11 protein-coding genes are annotated in these 12,707 nt (G+C 69.1%); 1 reads left to right on the top strand and 10 read right to left on the bottom strand.

Features of this window, described 5'->3' with window-relative positions; translation table 11 throughout:
* Positions 1-671: O-linked N-acetylglucosamine transferase family protein (locus BKE38_RS19405; protein WP_420014334.1), on the top strand; the 671-nt coding region annotated here is incomplete at its 5' end.
* Positions 672-910: 239 nt separating this feature from the next.
* Here the strand turns inward: BKE38_RS19405 and BKE38_RS19400 are convergent.
* The 10 genes from BKE38_RS19400 to BKE38_RS19355 all read right to left on the bottom strand — a co-directional run bounded on the left by BKE38_RS19400 (position 911) and on the right by BKE38_RS19355 (position 12,515).
* Positions 911-2,146, bottom strand: a complete 1,236-nt coding sequence (locus BKE38_RS19400; protein WP_076958904.1) for a c-type cytochrome — start codon at positions 2,144-2,146, stop codon at positions 911-913.
* Positions 2,146-3,918, bottom strand: a complete 1,773-nt coding sequence (locus BKE38_RS19395; RefSeq protein ID WP_076958903.1) for a GMC family oxidoreductase — start codon at positions 3,916-3,918, stop codon at positions 2,146-2,148. The genes BKE38_RS19400 and BKE38_RS19395 overlap by 1 nt, the downstream gene beginning before the upstream one ends.
* Complete coding sequence (locus BKE38_RS19390) at positions 3,915-4,664, bottom strand: gluconate 2-dehydrogenase subunit 3 family protein (RefSeq protein ID WP_076958902.1); 750 nt, start codon at positions 4,662-4,664, stop codon at positions 3,915-3,917. The genes BKE38_RS19395 and BKE38_RS19390 overlap by 4 nt, the downstream gene beginning before the upstream one ends.
* 446 nt (positions 4,665-5,110) lie before the next feature.
* Positions 5,111-6,232, bottom strand: a complete 1,122-nt coding sequence (locus BKE38_RS19385) for an aminotransferase class V-fold PLP-dependent enzyme (protein WP_083747684.1) — start codon at positions 6,230-6,232, stop codon at positions 5,111-5,113.
* A gap of 36 nt (positions 6,233-6,268) precedes the next feature.
* Positions 6,269-6,967: an isochorismatase family protein gene (locus BKE38_RS19380; RefSeq protein ID WP_076958901.1), complete on the bottom strand. Its 699-nt coding sequence runs from the start codon at positions 6,965-6,967 to the stop codon at positions 6,269-6,271.
* Positions 6,967-7,953: an ABC transporter ATP-binding protein gene (locus BKE38_RS19375; protein ID WP_076958907.1), complete on the bottom strand. Its 987-nt coding sequence runs from the start codon at positions 7,951-7,953 to the stop codon at positions 6,967-6,969. The genes BKE38_RS19380 and BKE38_RS19375 overlap by 1 nt, the downstream gene beginning before the upstream one ends.
* Before the next feature lie 11 nt (positions 7,954-7,964).
* On the bottom strand, positions 7,965-9,047 hold the full coding sequence (locus BKE38_RS19370; protein ID WP_242662486.1) for an ABC transporter ATP-binding protein: 1,083 nt from the start codon (positions 9,045-9,047) through the stop codon (positions 7,965-7,967).
* Positions 9,048-9,051: 4 nt separating this feature from the next.
* Positions 9,052-9,945, bottom strand: a complete 894-nt coding sequence (locus tag BKE38_RS19365) for an ABC transporter permease (RefSeq protein ID WP_076958900.1) — start codon at positions 9,943-9,945, stop codon at positions 9,052-9,054.
* Positions 9,946-9,958: 13 nt separating this feature from the next.
* On the bottom strand, positions 9,959-10,906 hold the full coding sequence (locus BKE38_RS19360) for an ABC transporter permease (protein WP_076958899.1): 948 nt from the start codon (positions 10,904-10,906) through the stop codon (positions 9,959-9,961).
* A gap of 19 nt (positions 10,907-10,925) precedes the next feature.
* Positions 10,926-12,515 carry an ABC transporter substrate-binding protein gene (locus BKE38_RS19355; RefSeq protein ID WP_076958898.1) on the bottom strand — a complete coding sequence of 530 codons (1,590 nt, stop codon included), beginning with the start codon at positions 12,513-12,515 and terminating at the stop codon, positions 10,926-10,928.
* Positions 12,516-12,707 lie beyond the last annotated feature (192 nt).

The following is a 12,707-nucleotide window of genomic DNA, read 5'->3' as shown; positions in this document are numbered from 1 at the left end:
GCCCCACCCCCCTGCCCCTGCCCGTCGTCTACCAGGCGAATGACAGCCGCGTCCCCACCCTGCCCGCGGTCTCCCGCGCCGCCGAGGGCCTGCCGGAGGACCGCTTCGTCTTCTGCTGCTTCTGCAACTCCTACAAGATCACGCCCGACGTCTTCGCCGCCTGGATGGCGATCCTGGCCCGTGCGCCGGAAAGCGTGCTGTGGCTGGTCGGCGACAACCCCACCGCCCGCCGCAACCTGCATGCGCAGGCCCAGGCCGCCGGCATCGAGCCCTCCCGCCTGATCTTCGCCCAGCGCGTCGAGCCCGAACGCTACCTGGCCCGCATGGCGCTGGGCGACCTGTTCCTCGACACCTCGCCCTACAATGCCGGGACGGTCGCCAGCGATGCGCTGCGCATGGGCCTGCCGCTGCTGACCCTGTCGCAGGCCTCCTTCGCCTCGCGCATGGCCGGGAGCCTGCTGAACGCCATCGGCATGCCCGAGACCATCGCGGCGAGCCACGAGGACTATGTCGGGATCGCCGTCAGCCTCGCGACCGATCCGGCCCGCCACGCTGCACTCCGTGCGAAGCTCAAGGGCGACGCCTGGCAGAAGACGCTGGGCGACAGCGCAGGGTTTGCGAAGCGCTTCGAAGAGGCGATGAAGAGAGTGAGGATCAGGCCAGGGGAATGAATTCCCCTGGACCCCTTCTTTTTTCTGCGGTGACTGCCGTGTCCACGTGGAAACATTACGTGAAATGGCCAATCGGCAGCGCGACCTGGCAGCGAAGGCCGGTCATATAAAACGAAAAGCGCCCCGCGGCGTCACCCTGGTGGGCTGGCAGCAGAGGCGCTGATCACTCAACGGCCAACAGATCAGAAAAAAGAAGGGGGTCCGGGGGAATTCATTCCCCCGGCCTTTGTCAATTCCCTTCAGTGCCCCCCGGCCACCGACCGCATCGCCTTCACCTGATCCGCCGTGACCGCGGGCGCCGCGTTGCCCCAGCTGTTGCGGATATAGGTGGCGACATCGGCGACCTGCTGGTCGGTCATGCGCCAGCCCAGCGCCGGCATGGCCGGGCCGGTCACCGCATGCGGCGTGGCGGCGGCCTTGGCGCCCTGCAGCACCACGCGCAGCACGCCGGTCGGGTCGCCCTGCTGGACGAACTGGCTGTCGGCCAGGCGCGGGAAGATGCCGGCGACGCCCGCGCCGTTGCCGACATGGCAGGCGGCGCAGCTGTCGAGATAGATGGCCTCGCCGGCGCGCATGCGGCTGTCGGTGGCGGCGACCGGCGTCGGGTTGGACGCCGCCGGGGCCGGCGCGCGCTCGCGCAGATAGACGGCGATGGCCTTGAGGTCGGCCTCGGTCATCCTGCTGGTCGAGAGCTCCACCACCTCCGCCATCGGGCCACTGGCCGTGCTGCGGTGGGTGACGCCGGTGCGCAGGTACTCGACGATCTCCTGCTCGGTCCAGGCGCCGATGCCGGTGCGGCGGTCGGCAGTGAGCGACGGCGCGAACCAGCCCTGCAGCGGGCCGCCTTCCAGGTGCGCGCCCCCCTTGTCGCCGCCGATCAGGTTGCGCGGCGTGTGGCACAACCCGCAATGGCCGGGGCCTTCGACGAGATAGGCGCCGCGGTTGAACTCGTCCGACTTGTTGGGATCGGGACGGAAGGTGCCGGGGGTGAAGTTCAGCATGTTCCAGCCGGCCATCAGCAGGCGGACATTGAAGGGGAAGGGCAGCGTGCTGCGATCCACCTGGTTCTTCACCGCCGGCTGCGCCTGGAGATAGGCGAAGACCGCGTCGTTGTCGCTGCGCGACATCAGGGTGAAGGACGTGTAGGGGAAGGCCGGGTAGAGATGCGTCCCGTCCGGGCGCTTGCCCTCGTGCATGGCGCGGTTGAAGTCGTCGGCCGACCAGCGGCCGATGCCCGTCTCCGGGTCGGGCGTCAGGTTGGGGACGGCGATCCTGCCGAAAGGCGTCTCCAGCATGTGGCCGCCCGACATCGACTGGCCGTCGCTGCCGACATGGCAGGCCATGCAGTCGCCCAGGATGGCGAGGTACTTGCCGCGCTCGACTTCCGTGAAGTTGTCGGCGTCGGCGCGGGCCTGGCCGGCGCCGAGCAGGGAGGCGGCGGCCAGGAACCCGGCCGCGAGGATCTGCGCGCGCATCAGGCCTGCACCAGCGCCTGGCCGGCGTTCTTCAGATACTGGTTCTTGATCGCGTCCAGCGTCCAGTAGGTCAGCGCGCCGACCGTGTTGGTCGGGTTGTAGCCGGCATTCTGCGGGAACAGGCAGGCGCCGGTGACGAAGACGTTGGGCGCGTCCCAGTGCTGGCCGTAGCGATTGACCACGCCCTTGTCCGGGGTGCTGCTCATCACCGCGCCGCCGGTGTTGTGGGTGGTCTGGTAGGGCACGACGTTCCAGGGGCCGCGCTTGTAGGTCTTGACCATGCGCTGCGGGCCCATGTTCTTCATGATCTCCTCGCAGCGATCGACGACGAAGCGCGACATCTTCAGGTCGTTCTCCTTGAAGTCGAAGGTCATGCGCATCAGCGGGTTGCCGAGGCGGTCCTTGTAGGTGGGGTCGAGGTCCAGATAGACGTCGCGATAGGACATCGAGCTGCCCTGGGTGCCGACCGACTGCGTGTGGCCATAGGTCTCGGCGGTGGCCTTCTTCCACTCCGAGCCCCAGCGCGGCGTGCCGGGCGGGGTCGGGCGGGCGGAGATCGGCCGGCCATGCGGCGTGTTGCAGTTGATGTTGGCGCCGCCGACGAAGCCGAGCTCGGCATGGTCGAAATTGTCGCCGTTGTAGTCATCCGCCATCATCCCCTGCGAGCCGGCGCCGGCGAAGGGGTTGAAGTGGGTGTCCTTGTCGAAATAGCCGAGCACGCCGGCATTGGTCTGGTAGGCGTAGTTGCGCCCCAGCGTGCCGGTGTTGCTGACCGGGTCATACTGCGTGCCGAGCTGCGACAGCATCAGCAGGCGGACGTTGAAGGTGGCATAGGCGCAGACCAGCACGATGTCGGCCGGCTGCTCGAACTCGCGCCCCGCGGCATCGACATAGGTGACCCCGCTGGCCATCTTGCCGTCGCGGGTCTTGTTGATGCGGGTGACCTCGCAGAGGGTGCGGGCCTCGAAGTTGGTGTGCCGCATCAGCGCCGGCAGCACGCAGGTCTGCGGGCTGGACTTCGAGTAGTTGGCGCAGCCGAACCACTCGCAGAATCCGCAATAGGTGCAGGGCGCCAGCCGCAGGCCATAGGGGTTGGTGTAGGCCTCGGAGATATTGGCCGAGGGCAGCGGGAAGGGATGCAGCCCGAGCTCCTTGGCCGCCTTCTCGAACTTGATCTGCGCCAGGTTCGGCTTCAGCGGCTTGGTCGGGTATTCGTCAGAGCGCCAGCCCTCGAAGGGGTTGCCGCCGTCCTGGATGACGCCCTTGATGTTGCCGGCCTTGCCCGAGATGCCCATGACCTTCTCGAAGAAGTCGTAATGGGGCTCGAGCTCGTCATAGGTGACCGGGTAGTCCTGGATGGTCATGTCGTCGGGAATGAAGTTCTTCCCGTAGCGCTCCTCGTAATGCGAGCGCAGGTTGAAGTCGCTCGGGAAGAAGCGCCAGCTGTGCCCGTTCCAGTGCACGCCGGCGCCGCCGACGCCGTTGCCCGGCAGGTAGGAGCCGAACTTGCGGATCGGCAGCGCCGTCTGGCTCATGCTGTTGCGGGCGGTGTCGGTGGTCTGCGCCGGGCGCAGGAAGATGTCCTGGCGCACCGCGTAGCGCAGCTCGTCCGGCGCGGTCGCGATGTTGTAGTCGCTGGCGGTGTCGCGCCACGGGCCGCGCTCGATGGCGACCACGTCGAGGCCCATCTTCGACAGCTCATAGGCCATGATCGAGCCGGTCCAGCCCAGGCCGACGACGACGACGTCCTTCTTGGGGAGCCGGGTGCTCATGCGGGTTTTCCATTCCAGTCGGGGCGGCCCATGATCGAGACGGGCGGCTTGGTGTAGGGCTTGCCGGGATTGTCGAGCACGTCGCGGAAGTCGTAGCGGACGCCCGGGAAGCCGATCATCTTCCAGCTGCACATGTCCTTGTTCCCGCCATAGACCGGGTCGGCGAAGAAGCCTTCCATGGTGTTCTGCAGGATCAGGTTGAACAGCATCGTGGTGGTCTGGCGCGGGGCGTTCAGGCCGGGCAGCTTGACCTCGCCCTTCTCCATGCCCTGCAGCAGCTTCACCTGGTCGGCCTCGGCCAGCTGCTCGAAGGTCTTGCCGCCGAAGCTGTCGCGGCAATGGGTCGCCAGCGCGGCGAGGCCCAGCCGGTACTGCTGCTGCGGCGTCAGCGGCGACTGGATGCCCTGGGTCGGCAGCGGATTGTCCGAGAAGGGCGGCTGCATGTAGAGCCACTCATAGGTGCCGTAGGGGCCGGCCAGCTGGCGGTCGATGAAGACGACGCAGCCCGCATCCTTGCCGCTCGGCGACAGGTCGTCGGCCGGGATCAGCCGGCTGGTGATCGCCTCCAGCGTCGCGACCTCGGCCGGGTTCAGGAAGTACCAGCCCCCCGGCCGCGCCAGCTCGGGCGGATAGGCCTCGTTCGGCTTCCAGGGCATGCGCCCGGTGATACTGCGCCCGAGGGCAGGCGCAGAGAAGGCGACCAGCGCTGTGGCGGACAGCAGCTGGCGACGGCTGGAGACAGGCATCACCGTTCCTTAGGTCGAAGGGCAGGACCGGTCCGGCGATGGGCGAAGAAGAAGCACGCGGTCAGGGGCCGAGGCCCGGCGGGGCTAGGGCCGGGAAACGGTGGAGCTGGCTTCGAACCTCTCCAATCGTCGGGCAGGGGAACCATACGATCGAGACTGAACACACGGCCGGCCCTGCCCGAAACCACAGGCTGGGCCGCCGTGACGATCAGGGTTCTATATACAAACCGGCTTAAGCAACAGCCTTCAAGTGATGATTCATACAAAATCCTTGAAGCATCATCACAAGTTCCGGCAAAGGAATTACATGGAATTCATCTTCTGCCGAAGTCATCGCTCAGTTAAGAACAATTCTCAACGACACGAGGTCTTGGAGCGCGCTTCCGCGGGACCCTTTGGTCCTGATATGGAACCATTCCGCAGGCTGGGCGCAGCTGCTGTTCTGCTCAGTCGCGGAGCGCCGACTTGATGCGGTCGATGGCGGTGGCGATGTCCGTCTCCTCGATCCAGACATGCGGGCTGATGCGCAGCACGCCCAAACGGTCACTGACGAAGACCCCCTGCCCCGCCAGCCGCTCGATCAGCCCGGCCGGCACGCCGCCCGGCAGCCGCAGCCCCAGCACATGCGGGCTGCGCTGCGCCGGCAGCACGCCGAGATCGGCCAGGCCCCCGGCCAGGAGCGCGGTCAGATGCGCCAGCCGCGCGGCGACCGCCGGCGTGCCCCAGCCGAGGACCAGCTCCAGCCCGGTGGCGGCCATGCGGGGGGCGACCGGATCGGCGCGCTCGCCGCGGTCGTAGCGCAGCGCCCCCGGAGCGAAGCCGCCGCCGGGGCGGTTGCCCATATGCTCCTCCAGTGGCCGCCCGGCCTGCCGGTGCGGCGCGACATAGAGGAAGGCCAGGCTGTAGGGCCCAAGCACCCATTTATAGGTCGGGAAGGCCAGGAAGTCGGGCTGCCAGCGGGCCACGTCGACCGGCAGCACGCCGGCAGCCTGGGTGGCGTCCACCACCAGCACCGCGCCCGCCGCCCGCACCGCCGGGGCCAGGAGGTCCAGATCCACCCGCGCCCCGTCCGACCAGTGCAGCGGCGTCAGCAGGGCCAGCGCCAGGGGGGCGGCACCGGGCCGCCCGATGGCCGCCAGCAGCGCTGTTGTCCAGTCGCCGTCGGCGGGGCGCGGCACCACCTCGACCACCAGCCCCTGCTCCTCTGCCAGCCGCTCGAAGGCCAGGCAGAGCGAGGGGAACTCGTCGGCCATGCGCAGCACGCGCTGGCCGGCGGCAAGCGTCAGGTTGCGCGCCGCCGTCGCCATGCCCTGGGCGACCGACCCCTGGATGGCGATGTCCTGCGGCGCCGCGCCGATCAGCCGCGCCGCGGCCGCACGGGCGCGGGCCAGCCAGTCCTCGTTCCCGCTGCGCGGGAAGTCCCAGGGACGGGCCTTGGCGGCGATGCCCTCGACGCCGGCGGCGCTGACGGCGCGCGGCAGGGGCGACCAGGCGGCGGCATCGAGATAGGCGATGCCGGGCGGGATCTCGAAAAGCGGGCGCTGGCTGGCAAGCATGGCGGCGAGCATGGACCCGGCCGCCGCCGCCTTGCCAGCGGTTTTCCGTCAGGCGGCCGCCTGGGCGCCTTGCTGCAGCGCGGCAATCACCTGGGCGCTGTCCTGCACGTCGCCGAAGAAGGACCAGAAGCTGACCAGGCTGGCCTGGTGCTCCTCGTCGGTCAGGGCCGCGTTGCAGTCGCTCACCATGACGGTCCGGAAGTTCAGCATCATGGCGTCGCGCGCCGAGGATTCGCAGCAGACATTGGTCAGCGTGCCGGCGATCAGCACGGTGTCGAGGCCGCGGGCCCGCAGCAGCCCCTCCAGCGGCGAGGCGCCGGCGATGAAGGCGCTGTAGCGGTACTTCGGCACCACCGCGTCGCCGCCACGGATGTTGAGCCCCGGCCAGAAGTCGTGCCCCGGCGCGCCGGGCGAGACCGAGCGGATGCGGGCGGCGCGGCGGGCCGGGCTGGCCTGCTCCTCCAGCACCGACCATTCGTGGCGCGACCGCTCGTCGGTTGCGTTCTGCACCCAGAAGACGCTGCCCCCGGCCTGGCGCAGCGCCGCGGCCAGGCGGTTGATGGCGGGCACGATCCGCTGCGCCATGGGCACGCAGCTGTGCCCGACATCGGCGCGCATATAGCCGTTCTGCATGTCGATGACGACCAGCGCGGTGCGCGCCGGATCCAGCTCGGCGAAGGGGTGCAGCCGGCCGCAGCGGGCGAGGACGCGGTCAAGCACATGGTGTGGGAAATCGAGCGCATGCATCAGGCATACTCCGGCTGTTGCGGGGCGGCGACGCGCAGGCAGCGGGCGACCCGCCCCGGCGCCGGGCTGACCGCCGGCGGCGGCCCCGAGGCGCATTCGCCTAGCGCCTGCGGGCAGCGCGGCGCGAAGCTGCAGCCGGGCGGCAGGGCGCGCATGTCGGGCGGCGCGCCGGGGATGGTCTCCAGCGCCCGGTCGCGCGGCTGGTCATGCACGGTGGAGCCCAGCAGCCCCGACGTGTAGGGATGCAGCGGCGACCGCAGCACCTCGCGCACGCTGCCGGTCTCGACGATGCGGCCGGCATACATGATGGCGACGCGGTCGGCGATCTCGGCGGCGACGCCCAGATCGTGGGTGACGAAGACCACCGACATGCCGAGCTCCCGCTGCAGGCTGCGCAGCAGGATCAGCACCTGGATCTGCACCGTCGCGTCCAGCGCCGTGGTCGGCTCGTCGGCCAGCAGCAGCTTCGGCTCGCAGGACAGCGCCAGCGCGATCATGGCGCGCTGCCGCAACCCGCCCGACAGCTCGTGCGGATAGGCCTGCAGCCGCCGCTCGGCCGAGGGGATGCGGACCAGGTCGAACAGCTCCAGCGCCCGCCTGAGCCCCTCGCGGCGGGAGACGCCGCGATGCTGCGCCACGACCTCGGCGATCTGGTCGCCGACGCGGACCACGGGATCGAAGGCGGTCATCGGCTCCTGGAAGATCATCGAGACGACGCCGCCGCGCATCCGCCGCAGCGCGCGATCGTCCATCGCCAGCACATCCTGCCCGGCGATGCGGATCCTGCCGCCGATCTCGCTGCGCTTCGGCGGCAGCAGCCGCATCAGCGCGCGCATGGTGACCGACTTGCCGGAGCCGCTCTCGCCCAGCATGCACATCACCTCGCCCGGCATCATGCTGAAGCTGACGCCGTTCACCGCGCGGACGCGGCTTTCGCGGGTGACGAAATCGACGCTGAGATCCTCGACCTCGACCAGGGGCTGCATCGGCGCCTCCATCACTGCAGCCTCGCCTGGCTATGGCCGGAGTCCGGATCCTGCATGTGGCAGGCGGCCAGATGCGCGCCGCCCTCGGAATCGCCGAGGCTCGGCGCGCGGCTGGCGCAGAGCGGCTCGGCGAAGGGGCAGCGGGTGTGGAAGCGGCAGCCGGAAGGCGGGTTGACCGGGTTGGGCGGATCGCCGCTGACCGGCGCCTCCTCGCGCCGGTGGTCGGGATCCATCGCCGGGCGCGAGGCCAGCAGCGCCCGCGTATAGGGATGCTTCGGCGCGTTGTAGAGCTGGTCGGCCGGGCCGATCTCGACGACCTCGCCCAGATACATGACCATGACGCGGTCGCTGATCCAGCGGACGACGCCCAGGTCGTGGCTGATGAAGACGTATGTCAAGGAGAGCTCGCGCTTCAGCGTCTGCAGCAGGTTCAGCACCTGCGCCTCCACCGACTTGTCCAGCGCCGAGACCGCCTCGTCCAGGATGACCATGCGCGGCTTCAGCGCCAGCGCGCGGGCGATGTTGACGCGCTGCTTCTGCCCGCCGGAGAGCTCATGCGGATAGCGCCCGCCGAACAGCGCCGGGTTCAGCCCGACCTTGGTCAGCAGCTCGCGCGCCAGCGCCATCGCCTCGGCTTTCGGCATGCCAAACGCCATCGGGCCGAAGGCGACCGAGCCCTGCACCGGCATGCGCGGATTGAGCGAGGAGGCGCTGTCCTGGAACACCATCTGCGCCTGGCGCCGCAGCTCGGCGACGGACAGCCCGCCTTCGCTGCCGACGCTGTCGCCGTCGAAGATCTGCTCGCCGGCATCGGGCTGCATCAGCCGCATCAGCAGCCGGGCGACGGTCGACTTGCCGCAGCCGGATTCGCCGACGATGCCCAGCGTCTCGCCCTTGCGGACATGGAAGGACACGCCGTCGACCGCGCGGACATGCGCCACGGTGCGGCCGAGCAGCCCGCCGCGGATCGGGAAGTGCTTTTTGAAGCCGCGCACGATCAGCAGCGGCTGCTGCGGCCCGCCGCGGTCGCGCGGGTCATTGTCGCGCCAGGGCAAAGGCGGGGGCGGGATGGCGGGGGAGGCGCTCATCGACATGGGCTCAGCTCCTCACATCCATGGCGGCGCGCAGGCCGTCGCTCACCATGTTCAGGCTGACCGAGGTCAGGAAGATGGCGATGCCGGGCATGGCGGCGACCAGCGGGCTGACATAGATCGCCTGGCGCAGCGCATTCAGCATCAGCCCCCAATCGGGCTCCGGCGGCTTCACCCCCAGGCCCAGGAAGGAAAGTCCGGAAGCGAGGATGATGCCGACGGAAATCAGGCTGGAGGCGTAGATCAGGATCGGCCCCAGCACATTGCCCAGCACATGGTGCCACAGCACCAGCCGCAGCGGCGCGCCGGTGGCCCGCGCCGCATCGACGAAGTCCAGGTTGCGCACCTGCGTCGTCGCCGTCTCGGCCACGCGGCACAGCGGCGGGATGAAGACCAGGGTCAGCGCGATCATGCCGTTCAGCACGCCGCCGCCCATGGCGCCGGAGATGGCGACGGCCAGCAGCACCGAGGGGAAGGCGTAGAAGACATCCATCACCCGCATGATCGCCGCATTGGCGACGCCGCCGAGGAAGCCGGCGACGACGCCCAGGCCGCCGCCGATCAGCGTCGCCAGCAGCACCGGCACCATGCCCATGGTCAGCGTCAGCCGCCCGCCATGCAGCAGGCGCGACAGCATGTCGCGGCCGAGCTCGTCGGTACCCAGCATATGGCCCATATAGCCCGGCGCCTTGAGGCGCCGGATGATGCTTTCGCGGTAAGGATCGAAGGGCGCCAGCCACGGCGCGAAAACGGCAGAAAGAATGATGGCCAGCAGCAGCGCGCCGAAGCACAGCGTCACCGGGTCGTGCCGCAGCCGGTAGCCGACGGTGCCCCAATAGCCGCGCTGGCGTGGCGCGGCCATCGGCGCCGGCGTCGCCACCTTGTCGATCGTCGTGGACATGCGCGATCTCCCTTCAGGCGCGGCGGATGCGCGGATCGACCGAGGATTGCACCAGGTCGACGGCGAGGTTGGTGAGCACGAAGATCAGCGCCAGCACCAGGATGGTTCCCTGCAGCACCGGCACGTCGCGGGTCAGGATCGCCTTGCTGAGCAGGAAGCCGCTGCCCGGCCAGCTGAACACCGTCTCCACCAGGATGGAGCCGCCCATCAGCGTGCCGAATTGCAGCCCCATCACTGCCAGCACCGGCGGCAGCGCGTTCTTCAGCGCGTGGCGCAGCACGCGCCATTCCGGCAACCCGTTGGCGCGGAGCGTGGTGACGAATTCCTGGTTCATCACCTCGGAAACCGCCGAGCGCGTGGTGCGGGCGATGATGCCGACCGGGATCATCGACAGCGTGATCACCGGCAGCACCAGGTGCTTCAGATGCTCCCAGCTGGTCGGGTCGAAGCCGTCGCCGGCCATGCCCGAGGCCGGCAGCGCCATCATCTCCACCGCGAAGACGATCACCAGCACGATGCCCAGCCAGTAGTTCGGCACCGAGACGCCGACCACGGCGACGCCGGTGACGCAACGGTCGAGCCAGCTGCCCGCCCGCCGCCCGGCGATGGTGCCGAGGGCGAAGGCGACGCTGAAGGCGACGACGACGGACAGCCCCGCCAGCAGCACGGTGTTGCCGAGCGAGCGCGCGATCTCTTCCGCCACCGGCCGCCCCGTCGCGATGGAGCGGCCGAAATCGCCGGACAGCACGCGGCCGAGCCAGGACAGGTATTGCACCGCCAGCGGCCGGTCGAGGCCGTAGAGCCGCTTCAGCTGCGCCACCGTCTCGGCATCGGCATCGGGCGGCAGCAGCGTCTGCACCGGGTCGCCCGGCGCCAGATAGACCAGGCCGAAGCAGACCATGGAGACGCCGAGGGCGATCGGCACGGCCGCCAGCAGCCGCCGCAGGACATAGCTGAACATCGGCTGTGCCTCCTGTCGGTCAGCGCGCCTCGACGGTGATGGTCGTCAGGTCCTGGAACCAGCTCTGCGCCTGGACGAAGCCGCGCACCCGCGGCGACAGCGCGCGCGGATTGAGGTCATGCGCGACCCAGAGCATCACCGCATCCTGGCTCATCTTCTCATGGATGCGGGTCAGCACCGCCAGCCGCTTCTCGGCGTCGAAGGTGGACAGCGCCTCGGTGATCAGCGCGTCCATCTCCGGGCTGTTGTAATGGCCCCAGTTGGAGCCGCGCGGCGCCGCCTGGCTGGAGGCGATGAAGCGCAGCATGCCGTTGAACGGGTCCTGGGTGGCGCGGCTGATGTTGATGCCGTCGACGCCGGTATGCTTCTCGCGCCCTTCGCGGCCGAGCTGCAGCAGCGCGTTCCAGTCCATCACCTGCAGGTTCACCTTGAAGCCCACCGCCTCCAGCTGCGACTTCACCAGCTCGTTCATCGGCAGCGGCTGCATCTGGCCGGAGCCGGAGGTGGAGATGGCGAAGGTGACGTTGCAGGGCAGGCAGCCCGCCTGCTGCAGCAGTGCCCGCGCCTTGGCCGGGTCGTATTCGTAGCGCACAGGATTGCCATAATAGGCGGTCGACGGCGGCACCGTCGCGAAACCCTCCAGCGCCACGCCGCCCAGCATTTCCTTCATGTCGGCGCGGTTCAGCGCGTGGTTGGCCGCCTGGCGGACGCGGATGTCCTTGAAGGCGCCATCGACGAAGTTCAGCTGATAGGTCCAGTTGTGAGGGTAGGAATTGGTGACGACCTGCATCCGCGCCGAGCGCAGCCGCGGGATGGCATCGGGTGCCGGCGCCTCGATCCAGTCGACCTGGCCGGATAGCAGCGAGGCGGTGCGGGTCGAGGCCTCGGGCATCGGCAGCAGCACCAGCCGGTCATGCTTCGGCACCCGCGCCGCGTCCCAGTAATCGGCGTTGCGCACCAGCTCCAGCCGCTCGCCGGGCACCATGCGGGCGAAGCGATAGGGCCCGGTGCCGGAGGGATTGCGCGCGAAGGCGTCGGCGTCGTTCTTCACCTCGGCCGAGCGGCGCGGGCTCACCATCATCAGGAAGGACAGGTTGTAGGGGAACAGGCTGTCCGGCGTCTTGGTGGTGAAGGCCACCGTCTGCTCGTCGACCGCCTCGACCGATTCGAAATTCGTCAGGTACCCGCGGGCAAAGGCGAATTGCCGCGCGTTGAATTGCGGCGCGCCTTCCTTCGTCATCCGCTCCATGTTCCACACCACGTCCTGCGCGGTGAAGATCGAGCCGTCATGGAACTTGACGCCCGGCCGCAGCTTGAAGATCCAGCGCCGGTTGTTCGTGGGATCGACCGCCCATTCGGTGGCGAGCCCCGGCCTGATGTCGGCGATGCGGTCGCCTCGCGACAGATCCCACAGCACCAGCGAATCGTAGAGATTGTAGCCGACGAAACGCCAGCCTTCGAATCCCTGGTCCGGGATGCCGGCGGTCAGCGGGATGTCGCCGGCGGTCATGGCGATGCGCAGCACCGTCTCGGCCCGCGCGGGGGCGGCGGAGACACCCGCGGCGGCAAGGACGAAGGCAGCGCCGATCGAGGCAAGAACTCGCTTCATCTCGTCTCCTTCTCCGGCGGAGCGCCGCCGGTGGATGGCTCTGTGCATGGGTGCGCCGATGGAAGCCGCGTTTGCGCGACATCCAGCATGGCGACCGTCCCTCCGGTTCCCGCACGGTAGGCCGATCAAAGTTTCAATCACAACGATGATTTTTCGAATCGGTCTGCATCCTTCGAGCGCATGGCTTGCACG

Origin of the sequence: Teichococcus deserti, assembly GCF_001982615.1 — a bacterium.
Lineage (GTDB): Bacteria > Pseudomonadota > Alphaproteobacteria > Acetobacterales > Acetobacteraceae > Pseudoroseomonas > Pseudoroseomonas deserti.
The sequence above is the reverse complement of the archived record's forward strand: the minus strand, read 5'-3'. Positions and strand labels throughout refer to the sequence as shown.

Bases quoted from the DNA above. Each gene is read 5' to 3' on its own strand.
- BKE38_RS19400 (WP_076958904.1), bottom strand. From the start codon at position 2,146: ATGCGCGCGCAGATCCTCGCGGCCGGGTTCCTGGCCGCCGCCTCCCTG.
- BKE38_RS19395 (WP_076958903.1), bottom strand. From the start codon at position 3,918: ATGAGCACCCGGCTCCCCAAGAAGGACGTCGTCGTCGTCGGCCTGGGC.
- BKE38_RS19390 (WP_076958902.1), bottom strand. From the start codon at position 4,664: ATGCCTGTCTCCAGCCGTCGCCAGCTGCTGTCCGCCACAGCGCTGGTC.
- BKE38_RS19385 (WP_083747684.1), bottom strand. From the start codon at position 6,232: ATGCTCGCCGCCATGCTTGCCAGCCAGCGCCCGCTTTTCGAGATCCCG.
- BKE38_RS19380 (WP_076958901.1), bottom strand. From the start codon at position 6,967: ATGCATGCGCTCGATTTCCCACACCATGTGCTTGACCGCGTCCTCGCC.
- BKE38_RS19375 (WP_076958907.1), bottom strand. From the start codon at position 7,953: ATGCAGCCCCTGGTCGAGGTCGAGGATCTCAGCGTCGATTTCGTCACC.
- BKE38_RS19370 (WP_242662486.1), bottom strand. From the start codon at position 9,047: ATGTCGATGAGCGCCTCCCCCGCCATCCCGCCCCCGCCTTTGCCCTGG.
- BKE38_RS19365 (WP_076958900.1), bottom strand. From the start codon at position 9,945: ATGTCCACGACGATCGACAAGGTGGCGACGCCGGCGCCGATGGCCGCG.
- BKE38_RS19360 (WP_076958899.1), bottom strand. From the start codon at position 10,906: ATGTTCAGCTATGTCCTGCGGCGGCTGCTGGCGGCCGTGCCGATCGCC.
- BKE38_RS19355 (WP_076958898.1), bottom strand. From the start codon at position 12,515: ATGAAGCGAGTTCTTGCCTCGATCGGCGCTGCCTTCGTCCTTGCCGCC.